The sequence below is a fragment of the Acinetobacter sp. S40 genome (genome assembly GCF_016624705.1).
Taxonomy (GTDB): domain Bacteria; phylum Pseudomonadota; class Gammaproteobacteria; order Pseudomonadales; family Moraxellaceae; genus Acinetobacter.
Genome location: NZ_JACVTU010000001.1, coordinates 506567 through 526676 on the forward strand (window position 1 = coordinate 506567; position 20110 = coordinate 526676).

Genomic DNA, 20110 nt, shown 5'->3' on the forward strand with positions numbered 1-20110 from the left:
GAAAAAGCACCCGAAGGTGCCTTAAAATTTAAAAAAATTACTGTGCTTGAATCCATTTATCCGCACGGTCAACTGCCTGACGAATCTGGTCTTGGGTTAAGTTGGCAGCCAAAGCCGTTTTCTTGCTTTGTGACATATTGATCACTTTGTTGTCCAGCATACCGTCACGAGTGGATAACTCATACCATTGATACGCGCCCTGATAGTTTTTCTTTTGTTCTTCCATCATCGCAAGGTTGTAGCTAGCACGGTTATCACCATTACTTGCTGCTTTCTCGAAATATTTACGTGCCATGGCTTCATTTTTAGAAACGCCTACACCATCTGCATACATACGGCCAACATTTAACTGAGCAGGAGAAAGCCCCTGATCTGCGGCTGCTTTAAACCATGCAAAAGCTTGTTTTTCGTCTTTGGCAACATCTTTACCATATTGGTAATGCGAACCTAAATAAAATTGTGCACCAGCCTGTCCAGCTTTAGCAGCTTTCATCAGATCATTCACACCCATGGTTGAAAAGTGTGCAGCCTGTGCTGCAATAGACTGTGGCTGGGCAACGTAATCAGCATGTGCGTGAATACTCAAAAGTCCAACTACTAGTGTGCTGAATAATGTTTTTTTCATAGAGCGCTCACTCGATATATTGCGACTTCACCAAACAAATTAGGGACATGCTTACTTAAAAAGCTCCCTTGCTGATTCCCATTGACGGCAAGTCGATTAATTATCCGAATCTGATTTTCTGCACATAGTGCTTCAAAATCTCGGAAAGTACATAAATGAATATTGGGCGTGTTATACCACATATAAGGTAATGCATCTGAAACAGGCATCATTCCTTTCAAAGCCAAAAACGAGCGCGTCTTCCAATGCGCAAAGTTTGGAAAAGTAATGATGGCTTGTTTGCCCACTCGCACCATATCACGTAATAAAACATCTGGTGCATCTACAGCTTGCAAAGCTTGTGCCATAACAACATTATCAAAAGATTGATTTGCGAAACGGCTCAAGCCAAGATTCAAGTCTTGCTGAATAATATTTAACCCGCGACTGACAGCAATTGCAATCTTTTCTTGATCAATTTCTAGTCCATAAGCACGAATTTGGTGTTTTTTACTCATATGAGCCAATAATTCGCCATCTCCACACCCTAAATCCAGCACACTCGAGCCTGGTTTAATCCATTTTTCTGCAAGTTGTTGGTCTATACGCATTAGATCGCCTCCACTTGTGGGGTAGATTTTAAAAGCACTTCACCCCCTAAAAAAGCCCGTAGCGTTTTGACATAAAGTGGAATGGGAAATAAAAACGAATCATGACCCTGTTCAGCATCAATATCCAGATAAGTTACAGGTTTATGATTGGTAATGAGTGCATCGACGATTTCCTGAGAGCGTTCTGGGGCAAAGCGCCAGTCCGTAGTAAATGAAACCACTAAAAAGCGACACTGCGTTTGTGCCATGGCTTTAGTCAAGGATTGCTCGTACTCACGTGATGGATCGAAATAATCCAGAGCTTTGGTCATAATCAAATACGTATTGGCATCAAAGTTTCGACTAAATTGTTCACCTTGATAGCGCAAATAGCTTTCCACCTGAAATTCAACATCAAAGCCATACATAAATTTACCTGATTTTAAGTCACGGCCAAATTTTTGTTTCATTGCCTCTTCAGATAGATAGGTAATATGACCGACCATACGTGCCAAAATCAGCCCACGTTTTGGATAGCTATCATTTTCCAGATAACGTCCATGATAAAAATCAGGATCAGATAGAATCGACTGTCGCGCGACTTCGTTAAAAGCAATATTCTGTGCCGACAGTTTTGGTGCACTGGCAATAATCACACAATTTTTTAAACGATCAGGATAATCCACAGACCATTGCAATGCCTGCATTCCACCCAAAGACCCCCCAATAATGGCATACCAAATATCAACTCCTAACCGGTCTGATAACATGGTTTGAGTTTTAACCCAGTCACGCACCGTAACCAATGGGAAATCAGGGCCATAAGGACGATTTTCATTTTCAGGATTTGGAGAAGTGGGGCCAGTAGAACCATTACATCCGCCGATATTATTCAAGGCCACCACAAAAAACTCATTAGTATCAATGGCTTTACCTGGTCCAATACAAGCATCCCACCAACCGGCTTTTTTATCATCCTCATGATGATAACCTGCCGCATGATGATGCCCAGAAAGGGCATGACAAATGAGAATCGCGTTGGATTTATCTGCGTTCAACGTACCATAAGTTTCAACCATCAGCTCGAAACGCGGTAGACTGCGGCCACATTCTAAATGCAGAGGTTGTTCAAATTGAAACTTTTGTGGAGTGACCAAACCCACGGAGTCAGATGGAAAAGACACGGGAGCAATTCGCCTTCTATCTTTAAATCAATAATAAAGAAAGGATACCATAGGTATCCTTTCAAAAAGAGTGTTTTACTTAGTTTATACAGCAGCAGCAGCCACTTGTTCAGTGCTTAATACGCCTTGTTCAATTAAGCGGTTGGTCGAGGCCAAAATCGCTTCAATCGATGAAGTAACGGTATTGTCATGTACACCAGCACCAAAGGCACTTTTACCTGTACCTTTAACCTGAATTTCGATCAGGGTTAAGGCTTTAGCATTGGCACCCGAGCTAATGCTACGCTCTTCGTAATTTAAAACGTCAATTGGCAATTGAAGCGCATTTAGAAAGGCTGAAATAGGACCATTACCTTCACCGCGTAATTGTTGAATTTCACCATCAATTTCCACGTCTAATTCAATAATTTGTGTGCCATTAATATCAGAAAGACGATAGTTTTTCGCGGTATAATGCCGTTCTTTGGCATTGACATAGGTATCTTGGAACAAGTTCCAGATGTCCGTTGCACTAATTTCTGTACCATTACTATCTGTATGCTGTTGCACAATTTGCGAAAATTCAATCTGTAAACGACGCGGCAATACGACGTTATAGTTGGCTTCTAACAAGTAGGCAATTCCGCCTTTACCCGACTGACTATTGACACGAATCACCGCATCATAGTCACGCCCCAAGTCTTTCGGATCGATCGGTAAATAAGGCATGTCCCAGATTTCTTCATTTTTCTGGAATTCAAAACCTTTTTTGATTGCATCTTGATGTGAACCAGAGAATGCGGTGAACACCAAGTCGCCAGCATATGGATGGCGCGGATGTACAGGTAAACCCGTACATTCTTCAATCGTAGCAATTACTTCATTAATATTGGAGAAATCCAATTCAGGCGCAATGCCCTGAGTGTACATATTCAAGGCAATTGCCGCGACATCAACATTACCCGTACGTTCGCCATTGCCAAAGACACAACCTTCAACACGATCCGCACCCGCCATAATCGCAAGTTCAGAAGCTGCAATACCACAACCACGATCATTATGACAATGAACCGAAATAATCACGCCATCACGGCGAGCAATATTGCGGTGCATCCATTCGATCTGGTCAGCATAGACGTTCGGCGTTGAAACTTCGACTGTTGCTGGTAAATTTAAGATTACTTTATTGTCAGGAGATGCTTCCCAAATTTCAGTGACCGCATCACAGACATCTTTGGCAACTTCTAATTCGGTTGCAGAAAAACATTCTGGGCTGTATTGGAAAATCCAGTCTGTTTCAGGGTATTGTGCTGCAATTTCCTTGATTTTTTTAGCGGCATTGACTGCTAATGATTTTGCACCGTCCACCCCGACATTTAAAACTTTTTGACGGAAAGTGGGTGAGTTCGCGTTGTAAATATGCACAATTGCACGTTTTGCACCGACTAAAGATTCAAAAGTGCGTTCAATCAAATGATCACGTGCTTGTACCAAGACTTCAATATATACATCGTCTGGAATGTGATTTTCTTCAATCAATTTACGGGTAAAGTCAAAGTCCACTTGTGATGCAGATGGAAAACCAATTTCAATGTGTTTAAAACCAATTTTGACCAACATCTGGAACATTTTAAACTTTTGATCGATGTCCATTGGTTCAAAAATCGCTTGATTACCGTCACGTAAGTCGGTACTCATCCAGATCGGTGCTTTGGTAATTTCGTTATTTGGCCATTGGCGGTCAAGTAAATCGACACGCTGGTACATACGACGGTATTTTTTGCTTGGGTCTGCCAACATCATGAGATAACTCCTTGTCGTAGCGTGCTTGCTCAATATTTTTTAGGCAGCTTACTACTTTATATATGGTGTCTAAATAAAATGATTTAAAGAAAAGAGCTTAAAAATTTCGAGGCCAGTTTAGAGGCAAAAAGAGAGTATGCGCGCTTGGCGCAGCATCAGGAGCATGGTCAAATCAGTTGTAGACTTGGAAAAAGCAAAAATGTATTTCATTTCCATATACCATTCAATAAGCGGAGTGGTTTCACCTGAGTAAAGGATTTTACGACTCGTTTGAGTGTAGGTGAAAAACATCGCATATGCAAAATCATAGTGTAGATTTTAATTTGAATTAATGGAAAATATTTCCCTGTTTTTTGCGTAATATGCAATTTATAAGGAAATATTTTTCATTAAATGTTTTTATTTTGGTGGTATTTTTTGTTTATGGAGTTAAAAGTGATGATTTGTTTTAAAGCTCCGACCACATTCGCATCAGGTTATGATAAATATTGGTTAACTTCATTACTTCTGGATAGCGATCTCCATGTTGCATGCGTAAGTTGCGAACGGATTCATCTAAAGTAAATAACAAATGTCGTTTATTATCATCACGAATTAAACTTTGTACCCAAAAAAAAGAAGCAAAACGTGTACCACGCGTAATACTACTAACTTCATGCAAACTTGTGGCAGGATAAAGTACGACATCGCCTGCAGGAAGTTTAACCTCGTGGTAGCCGTAAGTATCTTCAATAACCAGTTCACCACCTTCATATTCTTCCGGTTCACTTAAAAATAACGTGCAGGATAGGTCGGTACGAATTTGTTCGGTGGTGCCACGAATCAGTCGAATAGAATTATCGACATGGAAACCAAAACTCTCATGTTCATCATAACGATTAAATAAGGGTGGAATGACCTGGTGGGGAAGGGCAGCTGTCTGAAATATGGGATTATTCCAAATGGCCTTAATCACGAGATCACTTAAATGGTGGGTCAAGGGATCTTGTTCAGATAATTGCTGATTATGTTTGACAGATGCAGACAAAGTTCCAGCTGTGACTTTTCCTCCAACCCAATGGGCTGACTCCATCAATGTTCTAAATTCTGCAACCTGTTCTTTGCTAAGTACATTGGGAATATGATGAATCATGTCGAATACCTTTGCCAAGAAAACGTCAGTTGTAAAAATAGCCTCAAAGATGAGGCTATTTTATATGAGTTTTAAATAAAGCCATAAATAAACGATGGTTTTAATATTTAAAATTAATTGCTAATACTGCATTACGACCATCACCTTCGTATGCATAGTGTGCTGCATGCGCGCTAGTGAAATAGCGTTTATCCGAAATGTTATTAACATTTAACTGTAAATTCACATTAGGATTAATTTCATATTTAGCCATGGCATTATAAATGGTGTAAGCAGGCATATATTTTTCGGCAGTAGTACTCGAGTTTACATAGACATTGTCTTTGTATTGAGCACCTGCTCCTAGAGTCAACTGTGGTAAGACTTTATAAGTTGACCATAATGTTGCACTGTTTTTTGCCACATAAGGAATTGGGCCACCCGCTGGAATTGCTGTTCCACGTGAATAGCCGCCATCAGTTAACTCGCTGTCTAAATAACTATAACCTGCCGAAATTTCCCATTTATTGGTGATATGACCATTAATACCCAGTTCAAAACCATCAACTTTGCTTTCACCTACATTTGAGTAAAAACCTGCGGCATCCTGAATACGAGTATTTTCTTTCTCTGTACGGAAAACAGCAGCCGTTAAATTGGCACGTTTATTTAGGATATCCCATTTAGTACCCACTTCATAAGTACGTGCTTTTTCAGGTTTCAAATCATTAATGGTGATGGCAACTGCTGATTCACTGCTGTCCCCTTGTCCAACACCAACGGGGTTCGCAGAAGTCGCATAACTTGCGTAGATGCTGCCATTTTCAGTTGGTTTAAAGATTAGACCCGCCTGATAACTAAAGAAATCGCTATCACTTTCAATACTTGTTCCAGCAGGAGTTGTGCCTGATACTTTATTATATTTAGCTTCAGTATCAAATTTATCCCAACGTAAACCAAGATTCATTAACCATTGCGGACTAAATTCAATACTATCAAGTGCATATAGGCCAACAGTGCGGCTTCGAGTCGTGGTGACCGCAGTATCAGCATTTCGTGTGCCAATAATCGCTGGATTATCTGGATTGGTCACACTGGTACACCAATAAGTCACAGCACTACATTGCGCATCTGCATTGGTTGCAGTTTTGCTATAAGTGTATGACCCCATATCGGTGTCCTGCAAACTCCATTCAACGCCCGTATTAAACGAGTGTTTAATTGATCCAGTATTGAATTTTCCAGTTAAAGCAAGTTGATCTGAGTAGGCGTCAGTATCAGAAATACGGCTTAAGGCATGACCGCGATAGATATAACCATTTAAAACATTATTTAGGCCATTTGTGCCTGTTTTGGAGTCATTCGAGTTGGTATAGACATAATCTGTTTTTGATTTTGTGTAATTCATAACATTAGATAATGTCAGATTATCATTAAAATCATGTTCTAGTTTAAAAGTACCAATCTGGTTTTCGCGTTTATCAAAGTCGCGATTTTTCCAGCCATAGTAAATTCCCTGTTTTGCTTGGTACGGTTTTCCACCTGTAGATAAAAATGGAATACCTGCATCAGGTTCATCATAACTTTGTAAATAATAATAGCTCAGTGACCCGCGAGTTGCGGTACCTAAGCCCCATGCAATACTTGGCGCAATACCAACGCGATTGTATTCGGCACCATTACTTTGACCTGGCTTATCATTTTGATGTCCCATCACGACAACACGGCCAGCAACCCCATTACCAAAGTCTTTGTTGGCATCAAGTTGTATATGGCGATAATCATCAGTTCCTGCTGCAACAGTTCCTTGATAAACATCACCCTGATGAGCTTGTTTAGTAATCAGGTTGATGCTACCGCCAACGCCGCCGCCGCCAGATAAGGTCGAGCTTGAGCCTTTAGTGACTTCTACTTGCTCAATCGCAAACATATCTCGATTTTGTAAAGTCGCATTGCGTACGCCATCTACATAAATTGAAGACTGAGAGCTATAACCACGAATATAAGGAGTGTCACCAAATGGTGTTCCACCTTCACCGGCTGCAAACGTAATTCCTGGTACGTTTTGTAAGGCTTGTGTCAAAGAGTTGGAACCAGTGTCTTGTAACAGTTTTTGCGAAACAACGGCAACAGATTTTGGTGTATCTAAAAGAGGAGCAACATATTTTTTATTAGCCGAGTTATCTACTTTCAGGCTGTCTGTACTTGCTTCAGCATGAATAGTAGGTAAATGGGAAACGTCATCTTGTGCGATTGCTGAAACAGCAATAACGGATAAAGAAGAAGCGATTGCGGATGAGACAATCTTCTTGCGCGTTTTGATAAAAGCCATAGTTACAGATATCAATAATAAAAAGTATGTGAATAATAATGATTATTATTTTTATAAATAGTTTTTGTTGATTGAATTTCTTGTTAAAAAAAGGAGATATTATGGATTTTAAGAAACATTATTTTACAATTTTAGAATTAAGTTTTTGAAAAATATGTAAAATTTTTGAAGTGTAAGAAAATGGGCTGAGATAAAAAAATTTTTATTAAGTTTTTTTTAAGTTTTATATTTTCTCTAATGTGGAATTTTTTTCTATTAAAATCTAGCTTTTTCATCATCCGTTTTGTATATCGGCAAAGTTGTCATATAATATGGCACTTTTAAAAATTGTTACTCTAACTAATTATCGAGGAAGCCATGCAAGTAACGACTGAAGCGGTTTCGGGCGTTGCCCGTCGTTTAAATGTTTCTGTACCGACGAGCCGTATTAATGAGCAATTTGAAGCTCGTTTAAAACGCACTGCCAAAACTGTGAAGATCAACGGCTTCCGTCCGGGTAAAGTGCCTATGTCACGTGTACGTTCTGACTTCGGTCCTGGTATTTATCAGGAAGTGGTGAATGACGTTATTCGTGATACTGTTTTTGAAGCGATTCAACAAGAAAAAATCAATGCTGTAGGCATGCCAAATATTGACAAAGTGGAACACAAAGATGACGCTTTGGTCTATGAAGCGACTGTCGAAATATATCCAGAAGTTGAGGTAAAAGCGTTTAACGATCTTGAAGTTGAACGTAAATCTACTGAAATCAACGACAAAGACGTCGATCAAATGATCGAAAACTTGCAAAAACAACGTCAAACTTGGGCAGTAACCAAAGGTATGGCGAAAAAAGACATGCAAGTGACGTTCGACTTTGAAGGTTCAATTGACGGTGAAAAGTTTGAAGGTGGTTCTTCTGAAGACTTTAAACTGGTACTTGGTTCAGGTCGTATGATTCCAGGTTTTGAAGATGGCATCATTGGCATGAAAGCAGGTGAAGAGAAAGTAATAGATGTAACTTTCCCTGAAGACTACCAAGCTGAAAATCTTGCAGGTAAACAAGCTCAATTCAAAATTACTGTGAAGCAAGTTGAAAAAGCGAAACTTCCTGAAATTGATGCTGAATTCCTTAAAATCTTTGGTTTGACTGAAGAAGAAGGCGTTGAGAAGTTAAAAGCCGATGTTCGTAAGAACATGGAGCGTGAAGTTCGTAATGGTTTACGTAACCAAGTTAAACAAGCAGCATTTGATGCCCTTGTTGCTGCAAATGAAATCGAAGTCCCTGCTGCAATGGTAGCTCAGGAAATTGATCGTCAGCGCGAACAAATGGTTCAACAATTCACTCAACAATTTGGTGGTGCTGGTGCACAATCATTTGACAAGAGTATGCTTCCAGATGAACTATTTAAAGAACAAGCTGAACGCTCTGTAAAACTAGGCGTACTTGTAAGTAAAGTTCTTGCTGATGCTAAACTTGAAGTAGATCAAACTCGTGTAGACGCATATATCGAAGATATGGCATCTTCTTATGAAGACCCAACTGAAGTCATTGAATACTTCAAAAATGACCAGCAACAACGTGCTCAAATCGAAGCAGTTGTATTAGAAGATCAAGTGGTTGATCACATTCTTGCTAATGCAAAAGTGACTGATACAGGCGTAACTTACGAAGAACTGTTGAAAGAACAACAAGCGCGTCAAGCTCGTTAATCTTTAAATAGATTGAGAAAAGGCGCGAAAGCGCCTTTTTTTATGAATCTATTCTTTTTCAGATATTCCGACAAAAATGCGTGTTTTATACAGAAATAAAACGATATTTTGAAAGGAATGCTTTTGCAATTTCAGTCATTATCCCTCATATTGTGGGAATGAGTTAAGTTACAAAAATTTAGGAATAAATAATCGTATGTATGTTCCAACAATTGAAAATGCTTTAGTTCCTGTTGTCGTTGAACAGTCTTCACGTGGTGAGCGTTCTTTTGATATTTTTTCACGACTGTTGCGCGAACGTGTAATTTTCCTGACAGGTGAAGTTGAAGACAACATGGCGAACTTAATTGTAGCCCAGATGTTGTTTTTGGAAGCAGAGAACCCAGATAAAGATATACACCTTTATATTAATTCACCTGGCGGTTCAGTAACAGCAGGTATGGCAATTTACGATACCATGCAGTTTATCAAGCCAGATGTTGTGACTTACTGTATGGGACAGGCCGCGTCTATGGGTGCCTTTTTGCTGAATGCAGGGGCGAAGGGTAAGCGCTATTGCCTTGAAAATGCACGTGTTATGATTCATCAGCCTCTGGGTGGTTTCCGTGGTCAGGCATCTGATATTGAGATTCATGCACGAGAAATTTTATTTATCAAAGAGCGTCTGAATCGTTTAATGGCAGAGCATAGTGGTCAAGACTATGAAACTGTGGCACGTGATACCGATCGTGATAACTTCATGACGGCACAAGCGGCGAAAGAATATGGTTTAGTGGATCAAGTTTTATCTAAACGTCCCTAAAAGTTAAGATTTTAAGTTGGAGTAATTATGTCCGAACATCCTCAAGGACAAAAGCATTGTTCATTTTGCGGTAAAACGCAGTCTGAAGTCGGGAAACTGATTGCAGGTGAGGACGCATATATCTGTAATGAATGTGTGGACGTGTGTTTAGATCTTGTTCAGACCAGCCAGCAAGTGGAGGCAGGTGATTGGGCAAGTCGAGAACTACCAAAACCGCAAGAAATTCGTAAAGCTCTGGATCAATATGTGATTGGTCAGGATATTGCGAAAAAAACGTTATCTGTGGCGGTTTATAACCATTACAAACGCCTGAAAGTGGGGCAGTCTGGACATAAGACTAATCAGGATATTGAAATTGCTAAAAGTAATATCTTGCTAATTGGGCCAACTGGTTCAGGTAAAACCTTGCTTGCACAGACATTGGCCCGATTACTGGATGTTCCGTTTGCTATGGCAGATGCAACCACCCTAACTGAAGCGGGTTATGTGGGTGAAGATGTTGAAAACATTGTGCAAAAATTGCTGCAAAAAGCGGATTACGATGTAGAAAAAGCGCAGAAAGGTATTATCTATATCGATGAAATCGACAAGATTACCCGTAAGTCTGAAAACCCCTCTATTACCCGCGATGTATCAGGGGAAGGGGTACAACAGGCATTACTGAAAATGATCGAAGGTACAGTGGCTTCGATTCCACCACAAGGTGGGCGCAAGCATCCACAACAAGAATTTATTCAGATTGATACCTCTAATATTCTGTTTATTTGTGGTGGTGCATTTGCTGGTTTAGAAAAAATTGTACAGCAACGTCAGGAAAAAGGCGGAATCGGTTTTAATGCAGAAGTCAAAAATAAAGACCAAAGCAAAAAACTAGCTGAATTGTTCCGTCAGGTTGAGCCGACTGATCTGGTGAAATTTGGTTTAATTCCAGAGTTTATTGGTCGTTTGCCTGTGATTGCAACACTTGAGGAGTTGGATGAAGCGGCCCTCATGCAGATTTTGACTGAACCTAAAAATGCATTGACTCGTCAGTATCAATATCTCTTTAACATGGAAGATGTTGATCTGGTGTTTGAAGATGCAGCATTGCGTGCAGTTGCGAAAAAAGCACTAGAACGCAATACGGGTGCTCGTGGCTTGCGTTCAATTTTGGAAAATGTTTTGCTTGAAACTATGTATGACCTGCCAAGTCGTGATGATGTGGGTACAGTGATTATCAATGAAGCGGTGATTACACAAGGGGCGCAGCCAATTTATCAAAAGGAGCGCTTACCGCCACAAAATCATGATGTGGTTGATCATGTTGATTTAAAAGTGGTGGATTCTAAGTCGGCATAAATTCAGTATTCTGACATTTATCTGAAAAAGCATGATCTGCTCAGGCATTTCATGCTTTTTTATTTGCAAATATGAAGCGAGGTGTTAATCTTGAGGCGAAATACGCATAGTTTTGCGCCATAGAAAATAAATGAAATAAAACGCCTTGAGGGATATCATGCGTTATTTATTATTATCACTGTGTTGTGTCGGGGTGTTAACAGGTTGCCATAGTGCATCTCATTTAAAAACTGAGCCTGAAGCTTTAACATCGACCTTGCCAAAAGTAGATACCAACAAAGAACCGGGCATATTAGATCAATATCATGTGGGTGGATTTTCAGTTGGTGGGTGGGTTAACCAAAAATTGGGACAATACTTTCAGCCGATTCAACCACAAAATCCGCAAGCTGCCGTCGTGTATTTGTATCGTCCAGACTCACGCTGGAATCAACAGGAAATTGCAGCTGCCAATATTTTTATTAATGGTAAGCGGATTCCGAGTCTATTAAATAATCATTACTATTGGCTCGAGCTGCCTGCGGGTACTTATCGTGTTTCAACTAGTCGTCCTTTGACTGTATTTCATTTTCAAGAGCCTAAATATATCGATATGACGGTGGATGCGGGGCAGACCTATTACTTGAAATATGATGAAGAAAATCCTGCCCGTAAAGAGCGTTCAGGTCCTTTTCTGATGATGCAGGAGAAAATAGGACGAAATGAAATTGCATTTACTCGGTTGAAATCTTCTAGCTATAACTTTGTAGCACAGGACACTTCAGGCAAAATCCGCCATAAGCCCCAAGAGCTAAAACCAGCTAAATATGATGAAAAATCAGATGTATTGTTGGTGAAACCCTTTAAGATCTGGAATCCAATGACGTGGTAAACCTGTTCGGCTGAAGAAATTATTTATCTGCAGCCGAACTTTATCTGAGAAGCTACTCAAAACCGAGTGGTAAATTATGGTTGATCTAGATTTTTATTCTTTTCTGCAATAAGTGGAGCAATTATTGCCATCATTTTTTCCTGAAAATTCTCTCGTGTTTTAGGATCATTAAACATCTCTTGGCCTAGTTGCATCATATAAGTAGAAAGTTCACCCATCATTTTGGCATTTTTTCGGGTAATGGATTGGCCTTCTGGAGTCTTAAGGAATTTAATACTTGCTTGCAGCTCTTCTTCGCTATAAGTTTTCAAGTAAATATCTTGAATTACCTGTTGGGTTTTAGGATTCGCAATAATTTGATTACTTGATTCTTTTAAAAGCTGACTCAATTGGGTTGCGGCTTGTTTTTCTTTACTATTGAGGCTGTGCGAACCCGTCGTATTGAGAATAATTTGCTCTGCCTGTTTGTCATAATAAGGCCCTAACTCAGTTAGCGATTGACGTAATAAATATTCAATCTGGCTGACCTGCATGAGTTCCTTGACCGTACTTAGTTTTGCAGGAGAAGCAAGTAGGCCTGTACTGATACAGGTGAGACATAAACTGATCGAAAGGCGTTTAATAAGTTGTTGAACAGCCATAAGGATGCCTTTGGTCTAAATTATAAATTAATTTGAAAATAAACAATAAAAGTGGATTTAGTTTAATCTATATGTTGGTTTTTTTATTATTATTTTGTAGTTCTTTTTAAATCCTGATCAAAAAATCTAAAATATTTGATTAAAAGATTGCTCCCTAAAATGAAAAAGCGACCATCCAGGTCGCTTTTTTGCTCTTATAGTTTTAGGCAATCGCCTCTGGAGCATTACGCCATAAGCTTTCTAGGTCGTAAAACTTACGTGCAGTAGGTAACATCACATGAACAACTACGAAGCCTAGATCGATCAGGATCCATTCGGCATCACGTTCACCTTCAATACCAATCGGACGAAACCCAGCTTTACGTGCTTCGTCGGCAACGTTATCAGCAAGGGCTTTGACATGGCGCGTTGAAGTGCCGCTGGCAATAATAATCGCATCAGCAACATTACTAATGCTGCTAACATCAAGTTCTAAAATATCTTTTGCTTTTACATCGGTAAGTGCGTCATGTACAACTTTTAGACAAGTCTCTACATTATGCGGCGTTGAATTCATTGCGAGATCGTGAGAATTAGAAGCGCTGGGCGATGGTTCTAAATTCATAAAGGGTATATTTTCCTGACAATTACTCATGATCTAATATAGCGAAGTTCTGACTAAATTTCAAACCTTCGCTGTAACACATTATGTATTCACATCATCGGAAAAGTATTTTTTTTTCCACTCAAATGACTGGATAGAGCTTTGCTGAGGTTTATATTCCGCTGCAATATACCCCGTATAGTGACTTTGCTGGAGCCAATGAAAAATTTGTGCAAAGTTTATTTGGGCGGTATCTGGTTCATGGCGACCCGGGCAGTCTGCAAACTGGATATGTCCAATTTGATCAATATTTTCTTTTAAACCTTCAAGTACGTCTTCGCCCATCATTGCTATATGGTAAAAGTCATATTGCATTTTCAAAGCGGGATGATGAACTGCTTCAAGCATTTCTTGAGCCTGAGCAATATTTTGAACCAAAAAACGAGGCATATCGGTGCCATTAATCATTTCAAATACAGGTTCAATTCCGTGTTCAGTCATGAGGTGACATGCCAATTTTAAATTGCTGGCCAATGTGTTTAAACACGGCAATAAGTCTGCATCTAAAGGTTGTTTGCCTGCTAAAATGTTAATTCGAGGTACATCAAGTGCACTCGCATATTGGATGGCTTGTTCAAGGGCCTGATGGAACTCAATTTCTTTTCCAGGAACACCTGCCAGACCATTACCACCCTGCATTAGGTCGCCAGTCGGGACATTAATGAGACAAAGGGTCAGATGATGCTGTTCGAGTTGTTCACGAATCTGGTGAATACCCAACTCATAAGGAAATTGAATTTCCACATGTGCAAAGCCATATTGACGTGCCAGTGCAAAACGTTCAATTAAAGGAACTTCAGTAAAAATAAGGGAAAGATTCACTGCTAACTGACTCATGATCTTCGTCCTTTAAGATTTATTTTCTATCTGTTTGATCATAGTCGCTAAATCTTGCTCGGCAAAGCCTTTTTGTTGGTGTGCTTGTAACTGATGAAGGGCTTTTGCTGCAACTGGAATATCCAAATTAAAACGCTTTGCTAACTTAACAGCATTGTTTAAATCTTTAGATAGGGTTTGCACTTTCCATTGCACGGGCTCAAAAGTATGAGTCGCCATTCGGGGAGCTAATATCTGAAAAGGTTTCGAGTCTGCAAAACCTCCGGCCAATGCAGGAGCGAGTAAAGTGGTATCTACACCAGCACGACCAGCTAACGTAATAGCTTCTGCGATTAAGGTGCTATTTGCAGCCACAATCAATTGATTGCAAATTTTGGTGGCTTGTCCTGTCCCATTTTCGCCCATACGGGTAACACGCTGCGAGAGGACTTGATAAATTGGTGCGATTTTTTCAATAACTTGTGTATCACCGCCTGCAAAAATCACCAGTGTTCCTTGTTCGGCGCCCACCGTTCCCCCAGAAACAGGTGAATCGATCCAGTTGCCTTGCAGTAGTTTGATTTGATTAGATAGGTCTTGTGTGGTTTCGACAGATAAACTAGAAAAATCAACAATAATCTGCTGGGGTTTTAAATAAGATTTAATTTGCTCGAACACCTGACTCACTGCATGATCATCGGCTAGACAAATCAAGATGACAGGATAGTCGCCAATATCTTTAAGCTGTAATGACTTAGCACCCATTGCAAATAACGGTTCACACGCTGTTTGAGTACGGTTCCAGACTGCAACGTTAAACCCTGCTTGAACTAAACGGCTTGCCATACGGCTTCCCATTAAACCCATACCCAAAAATGCAATCGGAGTCGTGACATCAAAACTCATATTGGCTTCCTTTGCTATGTTCGTATCAATCTATTTGTACTGGCGTGGTAAAAATTCAGTTTCAGGATATTTGTCTTTTTTACGTGCCAGACGACTATTTTTACCAAGAATGAGTTTCAACTGCCATAGTTTTTCTAAGCGTAATGCCTGTGTTGGTTTATGCTCCATGGCATCTAGAACTCGTTTTGCCGCTGTCAGTGCATCAGGAGAACGTTGTATTAGTTCTAAGGCTAACTGATTTGCTCGTTCGATTGGGTTCTCGGAAAGATGGGTGACCAAACCGATTTCTTTGGCGTAGTTTGCATCAAAAATACGTGCTGTCAGTGTCAGTTCTTTAGCAAGATCGACCCCAACTATGCCTTTAATCGTACGGGTTAAACCCATATCAGGTACAAGTCCCCAGCGACTTTCCATAATGGACATCTTTGTTTCTGGCTGTGCGATACGAATATCTGCGGCTAGAGCTAATTGCATCCCTGCACCGAAACAGTAGCCTTCAATTGCAGCAATGACAGGAACAGGCAAGCTTTGCCAGACCAGAAATGCTTTTTGAAATAGGCTTTGTCCAGGTTTTATTAATTCCCATGCTGCGTACAGACTGTTTTTAGGTGCATTTAAGTCAGCGAGATCAATACCAGCACTAAATACTTGTGCTTCCCCTGTTAAAATAACGCAACGTACACGACGGTCTTTTTCAATTTTTTTTGCAGTTTGCACCAATTCGCGTAGTAAGGCAAAGCTCATGGCATTACGTTTTTCTGGGCGGTTTAGACGGACGGTAACGATACCATTTTGGTTGCTGACATTGAGAAGTGACATTTGTATTCCTTTGATTTTTATTGATGAGCGCAGCATAACATGAGCCAATCATGGAAAAATGACAGCCCAGTCACGTGAGAATATCCTTGTGTTAAGAAGGTGTATTCAGTATTTGCTGGGCTGCACTTTCGACTTCACGAATACTAAGTTGAAGTTCTTCAAAACGATTTATAACTTCCTGAATAAAAGCCTCATCGGCGCGACGGCGTTCTTTCCTGAGCATAGAGACGAATTGTTCAAAATCACCCGTCACATGTTGCAATTTAGGAGTGCCCACATATCGAGTAGCACCATATAACCGATGTAGCACATGTTCGAGTTGTGGGAAGTCTTCAAGTTCAATAAGTTGTTGCATTTCATTGAGTTCATTATCGAAACTATCCACCAACATTCTAAGTAAATCCTGTGCCAGATCCTCCTTATTGGCTGCTAGCTGTAAACTTTGCTGCCAATCCAGAATTGTGGGATCAAGTGCATCCATTAAAATAATGTTTTCAGGTTTGGTATTACTGGTAAAATTATTCTTGGTCCATTCATTCAGAATTTGAATAATCTGTTCTATTTGAATTGGTTTGGTGACGTAATCATCCATCCCTACTTTTAATAGTTTCTGTTTTTCATCGGACAAAGCATGCGCAGTTAAAGCAATGATGGGGAGACGCATTTTCCCGTCTAATGTGGATTCTAGTGACCGAATGGCGCGTGTGGTATCAATTCCTGACATAACAGGCATTTGAATATCCATAAATACAATATCAAAGGGTTTTTCGTCGCGTTCCAAACGGTTTTCAATAATATTGAGTGCTTCCTGACCACTGAGTGCCTTGGTGGTTTTAACATTAAGTTCACCTAGCAAGGCTTCAAGTACAATTAAGTTGGGTAAATGGTCATCCACAGCTAAAACATGCAAGCCCTGACCATTAAACTGCTCATGCTGAGGCTCAAATATAGGCTGATTACTTAGAAGCTGAATCAGAGCAGCACGACTTAGAGGTTGGTACAGCGGTCTAGCACGATATTCATGCAGCATATTGGGTTCAAGTGCCATTTGATAGCCATATACCGCCAGATTTCCTGTATAACGGCTACGAATTTCTTTGAGTAAGGCCTCAGTATCTCCGCTGTGGTCGACGATTAGCCAGGTATTCTCTGCAAATTTAAGACTATTTAGACGACTGAATAAGTCCAGAATCGATTGTGCTTCAGTATGTTGGACCTGATAGTTTTCAAGATAGTGACGTAAAATATTCGCGGTCGCGGGGTGAGCGAGAAAAGACACGACATGTAGATGTTTAAATTGAGGATGCGTAATTTGATGATCTTCATCCACCTGAAATGAGGCGGTAAACCAAAAGGTTGACCCTTTTTCAGTTGGTGCACGTTCTTGATTGTCTTCAAACCCAATCTGTCCATGCATCAAATGGACAAGCTGTTTAGAAATTGCTAGTCCCAACCCCGTGCCACCAAATTGACGAGTCACTGACGCATCGCCTTGAGAGAAAGATTCAAAGAGTTTCTTACGATCCGTTCCGCTTAAACCGATACCACTGTCCTGAACGCTAAAATGAATGAGGCATTGCCCAATATCATCGTGCTCCAACCGTACGCGGACAATAATTTCGCCGTCAGGTGTAAACTTAATGGCATTGGAAATCAGATTAGTGAGAATTTGTTTAAAACGTAATACGTCGCCAATGACATGCGGTGGAATTTGATCATCGAAATAAAATGCCATATCGATATGCTTCTGCGAGGCCAATGGCGACAACATATCCATCACATCAAAAATCGCTTCTTCCAGATCAAATGAAGCCGTTTCTAATTCTAGTTTGCCGGCATCAATTTTAGAAAAGTCCAGCACATCATTAATCAAAGCCAATAAATGTGCAGATGATTTACGGATGGTCTGTAAGTAAAGACTTTGTTCATTACTCAGGTTTTGCTGTCTTAGCATCAAATGAATAAAGCCATCGATACTGTTTAGTGGAGTTCGCAATTCATGACTAATATTGGCAAGGAAAACAGATTTGGCCTGATTGGCTGAAATCGCTTGGTCACGTGCTTGACGATAGGTAATATTTTGGACTTCAAGTGTATCTAGTGTGCGTCTTAAATCGTCTTCTGTTTGCTCGGTATGTTCTTTGAGCTCAAGAAAGCTAAAATGCAAACGCTTAACCATATTGGCAATATCACGCTGTAACAGACGCAATTCGCCTGTACTGTTGATAATCATGTGTTGATCAAGGGTATCCGCGTTTAAACGTTGCAGTTGCATCCGAATTTCATACATCGGAGCAATCCAGCGTCGTGAGTAAAAATTTAGACACAACAATAACAATAACAAGGTGATCAGGCCAGTAATCACCAGAACTGTAAACACCCGATAACGTGCCAATTGTAGGGGTTGATTATCCATTTCAACCACGAGCCATGTAGGTGTATTGTGACTACTTTGCAAACGGAGGCCATAAATACTATTGTGATTGTGTGAGATGGGGCCAAAAAATACTGAATCTGGAATGCTTGGCCAAAAGCGGGTATCACGATAACCAATACTTAAATAGACCTGACCCTGATTATCTAGAATGGCGGCACGTTGTAAATTGCGTTCGGTAAACATGCTTTGCATAATCGACTGTGCATGATCGTATTGATCTGGGCGCAGTTCGACCACTTTTAATAAATTTTCAGAAGTATGCTGATAGCGTGTCAGCAATGCTGTGGCTGCATGTCGTTGTTGTGACTTGGCGGCCATATTGGTTTCATTGAGTACCAACACCGTGCCGACGCTTGTTAAGACCATGATCGGAACAAAGATCAATGCAATCAACTGACCATAGGCGTGATTGAGGTGTAAGCGTTTGGTGAGTTTTTTATTAAAATTTGACATAGCCCGATCAGATCTATCTCGTTGAACGGCATATTAACACGCTTTGTAACAAACTGATGAGGCTTTAAGCATTTTCAAGAAAAAGCCTGTGAAATGGGTGCAGGGAAGGTCATTTTTTCATACAATAGCCGCACCTCGATTTGGGTATAGATCATGAGTAGTACTGAACCTAATTTTTTTGCCGATGAATTTTTACTGGATCACTATGTAGGTAAAACGCCTATGGTTCGTTTACAGCGTCTAACCAAAAATAGTCGAACGACAGTATTGGCAAAACTAGAAGGCAATAATCCCGCAGGTTCTGTCAAAGACCGTCCCGCGTATAACATGATTATGCAGGCAGAAAAACGGGGGCAGATTAAACCGGGTGATACCTTAATTGAAGCCACTAGTGGCAATACAGGCATTGCATTAGCAATGGTGGCAGCCATGCGCGGCTATAAAATGAAATTGATTATGCCTGCAAACTCAAGTCAGGAGCGTAAAGATGCCATGTATGCTTACGGCGCTGAACTGATTGAGTCCGAAAACATGGAAGAGGCGCGCGATCTTGCTTTGCAAATGGAAAAAGACGGTCAAGGTTTAGTCCTGAATCAGTTTGGGAATCCTGATAATGTCGAAGCACATTATTTAACGACTGGGCCAGAAATTTGGCAACAAACAGGTGGAAAAATTACCCATTTTGTCAGTTCAATGGGCACGACGGGTACTATTATGGGCGTATCCAAATATTTAAAAGAGCAAAACCCAGAGATCCAAATCGTAGGCTTACAGCCGTCTGAAGGTTCCAGTATTGCAGGGATTCGTCGCTGGCCGAAGGAATATTTACCTACTATTTTTGATGCTTCACGTGTTGACCGGATTGTTGATATTCCTCAGATTGAAGCAGAAAAAACCATGCGCCGTCTGGCACGTGAGGAAGGTATCAGCGCAGGAACATCTTCAGGTGGTGCAGTTTGGGCATCTTTAAAAATTGCCGAAGAACAACCTGATGCAGTGATTGTCTGCATTATCTGTGACCGCGGTGATCGTTATTTATCAACAGGTCTTTTTTCTGTGCAAGATCCTGACTAAACATTTTAGAGAATA

17 protein-coding genes are annotated in these 20110 nt (G+C 40.4%); 5 read left to right on the plus strand and 12 right to left on the minus strand.

From position 1 onward, the window contains the following. Positions 1-37 precede the first annotated feature (37 nt). The 6 genes from IAE19_RS02300 to IAE19_RS02325 all read right to left on the minus strand — a co-directional run bounded on the left by IAE19_RS02300 (position 38) and on the right by IAE19_RS02325 (position 7603). Positions 38-625, minus strand: coding sequence for a tetratricopeptide repeat protein (locus IAE19_RS02300; RefSeq protein WP_200459312.1), 588 nt, complete (start codon positions 623-625; stop codon positions 38-40). Further along, positions 622-1215 (minus strand): methionine biosynthesis protein MetW, encoded by a 594-nt coding sequence (metW, locus tag IAE19_RS02305; protein ID WP_200459313.1) that lies wholly within the window; start codon positions 1213-1215, stop codon positions 622-624. Before metW ends, IAE19_RS02300 begins: the two co-directional genes overlap by 4 nt. Beyond that, positions 1215-2378: a homoserine O-succinyltransferase MetX gene (gene metX / locus IAE19_RS02310; RefSeq protein WP_200459314.1), complete on the minus strand. Its 1164-nt coding sequence runs from the start codon at positions 2376-2378 to the stop codon at positions 1215-1217. The genes metW and metX overlap by 1 nt, the downstream gene beginning before the upstream one ends. Before the next feature lie 84 nt (positions 2379-2462). Further along, positions 2463-4160, minus strand: coding sequence for a 2-isopropylmalate synthase (gene leuA / locus IAE19_RS02315; protein WP_200459315.1), 1698 nt, complete (start codon positions 4158-4160; stop codon positions 2463-2465). 448 nt (positions 4161-4608) lie between these two features. Then, complete coding sequence (locus tag IAE19_RS02320) at positions 4609-5292, minus strand: Fe2+-dependent dioxygenase (protein WP_200459316.1); 684 nt, start codon at positions 5290-5292, stop codon at positions 4609-4611. 100 nt (positions 5293-5392) lie between these two features. Further along, the gene (locus IAE19_RS02325; protein ID WP_200459317.1) at positions 5393-7603 is read right to left on the minus strand and encodes a TonB-dependent receptor; all 2211 of its coding nucleotides are present in this window, start codon (positions 7601-7603) and stop codon (positions 5393-5395) included. Between the two features lie 357 nt (positions 7604-7960). Between IAE19_RS02325 and tig the strand changes: the two genes are divergently transcribed. The 4 genes from tig to IAE19_RS02345 all read left to right on the plus strand — a co-directional run bounded on the left by tig (position 7961) and on the right by IAE19_RS02345 (position 12306). Beyond that, positions 7961-9295 (plus strand): trigger factor, encoded by a 1335-nt coding sequence (gene tig / locus IAE19_RS02330; RefSeq protein WP_200459318.1) that lies wholly within the window; start codon positions 7961-7963, stop codon positions 9293-9295. A gap of 196 nt (positions 9296-9491) precedes the next feature. Next, positions 9492-10097, plus strand: coding sequence for an ATP-dependent Clp endopeptidase proteolytic subunit ClpP (gene clpP / locus IAE19_RS02335; RefSeq protein WP_004991313.1), 606 nt, complete (start codon positions 9492-9494; stop codon positions 10095-10097). A 27-nt stretch (positions 10098-10124) separates the two neighbouring features. Then, on the plus strand, positions 10125-11435 hold the full coding sequence (gene clpX / locus IAE19_RS02340; protein WP_200459319.1) for an ATP-dependent Clp protease ATP-binding subunit ClpX: 1311 nt from the start codon (positions 10125-10127) through the stop codon (positions 11433-11435). 157 nt (positions 11436-11592) lie between these two features. After that, a complete protein-coding gene (locus tag IAE19_RS02345; protein ID WP_200459320.1) occupies positions 11593-12306 on the plus strand; it encodes a DUF2846 domain-containing protein in 714 nt (237 codons plus the stop codon). 74 nt (positions 12307-12380) lie between these two features. Here IAE19_RS02345 and IAE19_RS02350 read toward each other — a convergent pair whose 3' ends face one another. The 6 genes from IAE19_RS02350 to IAE19_RS02375 all read right to left on the minus strand — a co-directional run bounded on the left by IAE19_RS02350 (position 12381) and on the right by IAE19_RS02375 (position 19021). Then, complete coding sequence (locus tag IAE19_RS02350; protein ID WP_200459321.1) at positions 12381-12947, minus strand: DUF2059 domain-containing protein; 567 nt, start codon at positions 12945-12947, stop codon at positions 12381-12383. Positions 12948-13149: 202 nt separating this feature from the next. After that, positions 13150-13551, minus strand: coding sequence for a ribosome silencing factor (rsfS, locus tag IAE19_RS02355; RefSeq protein WP_200459322.1), 402 nt, complete (start codon positions 13549-13551; stop codon positions 13150-13152). A gap of 81 nt (positions 13552-13632) precedes the next feature. Next, positions 13633-14427, minus strand: coding sequence for a hydroxypyruvate isomerase family protein (locus tag IAE19_RS02360; protein ID WP_200459323.1), 795 nt, complete (start codon positions 14425-14427; stop codon positions 13633-13635). Positions 14428-14439: 12 nt separating this feature from the next. After that, positions 14440-15312, minus strand: coding sequence for an NAD(P)-dependent oxidoreductase (locus IAE19_RS02365; protein ID WP_200459324.1), 873 nt, complete (start codon positions 15310-15312; stop codon positions 14440-14442). Positions 15313-15342: 30 nt separating this feature from the next. Beyond that, on the minus strand, positions 15343-16131 hold the full coding sequence (locus tag IAE19_RS02370; protein WP_200459325.1) for a crotonase/enoyl-CoA hydratase family protein: 789 nt from the start codon (positions 16129-16131) through the stop codon (positions 15343-15345). 91 nt (positions 16132-16222) lie between these two features. Further along, positions 16223-19021 (minus strand): ATP-binding protein, encoded by a 2799-nt coding sequence (locus IAE19_RS02375; protein WP_200459326.1) that lies wholly within the window; start codon positions 19019-19021, stop codon positions 16223-16225. 153 nt (positions 19022-19174) lie between these two features. Between IAE19_RS02375 and cysM the strand changes: the two genes are divergently transcribed. After that, positions 19175-20095, plus strand: coding sequence for a cysteine synthase CysM (cysM, locus tag IAE19_RS02380; protein WP_200459327.1), 921 nt, complete (start codon positions 19175-19177; stop codon positions 20093-20095). Positions 20096-20110: the final 15 nt, after the last annotated feature.

What these genes read in the sequence shown, in the direction of transcription:
- IAE19_RS02300 (WP_200459312.1), bottom strand. Translation starts at nt 625, where the DNA reads ATGAAAAAAACATTATTCAGCACACTAGTAGTTGGACTTTTGAGTATT.
- metW (WP_200459313.1), bottom strand. Translation starts at nt 1,215, where the DNA reads ATGCGTATAGACCAACAACTTGCAGAAAAATGGATTAAACCAGGCTCG.
- leuA (WP_200459315.1), bottom strand. Translation starts at nt 4,160, where the DNA reads ATGATGTTGGCAGACCCAAGCAAAAAATACCGTCGTATGTACCAGCGT.
- IAE19_RS02320 (WP_200459316.1), bottom strand. Translation starts at nt 5,292, where the DNA reads ATGATTCATCATATTCCCAATGTACTTAGCAAAGAACAGGTTGCAGAA.
- IAE19_RS02325 (WP_200459317.1), bottom strand. Translation starts at nt 7,603, where the DNA reads ATGGCTTTTATCAAAACGCGCAAGAAGATTGTCTCATCCGCAATCGCT.
- tig (WP_200459318.1), top strand. Translation starts at nt 7,961, where the DNA reads ATGCAAGTAACGACTGAAGCGGTTTCGGGCGTTGCCCGTCGTTTAAAT.
- clpP (WP_004991313.1), top strand. Translation starts at nt 9,492, where the DNA reads ATGTATGTTCCAACAATTGAAAATGCTTTAGTTCCTGTTGTCGTTGAA.
- clpX (WP_200459319.1), top strand. Translation starts at nt 10,125, where the DNA reads ATGTCCGAACATCCTCAAGGACAAAAGCATTGTTCATTTTGCGGTAAA.
- IAE19_RS02345 (WP_200459320.1), top strand. Translation starts at nt 11,593, where the DNA reads ATGCGTTATTTATTATTATCACTGTGTTGTGTCGGGGTGTTAACAGGT.
- IAE19_RS02350 (WP_200459321.1), bottom strand. Translation starts at nt 12,947, where the DNA reads ATGGCTGTTCAACAACTTATTAAACGCCTTTCGATCAGTTTATGTCTC.
- rsfS (WP_200459322.1), bottom strand. Translation starts at nt 13,551, where the DNA reads ATGAATTTAGAACCATCGCCCAGCGCTTCTAATTCTCACGATCTCGCA.
- IAE19_RS02360 (WP_200459323.1), bottom strand. Translation starts at nt 14,427, where the DNA reads ATGAGTCAGTTAGCAGTGAATCTTTCCCTTATTTTTACTGAAGTTCCT.
- IAE19_RS02365 (WP_200459324.1), bottom strand. Translation starts at nt 15,312, where the DNA reads ATGAGTTTTGATGTCACGACTCCGATTGCATTTTTGGGTATGGGTTTA.
- IAE19_RS02370 (WP_200459325.1), bottom strand. Translation starts at nt 16,131, where the DNA reads ATGTCACTTCTCAATGTCAGCAACCAAAATGGTATCGTTACCGTCCGT.
- IAE19_RS02375 (WP_200459326.1), bottom strand. Translation starts at nt 19,021, where the DNA reads ATGTCAAATTTTAATAAAAAACTCACCAAACGCTTACACCTCAATCAC.
- cysM (WP_200459327.1), top strand. Translation starts at nt 19,175, where the DNA reads ATGAGTAGTACTGAACCTAATTTTTTTGCCGATGAATTTTTACTGGAT.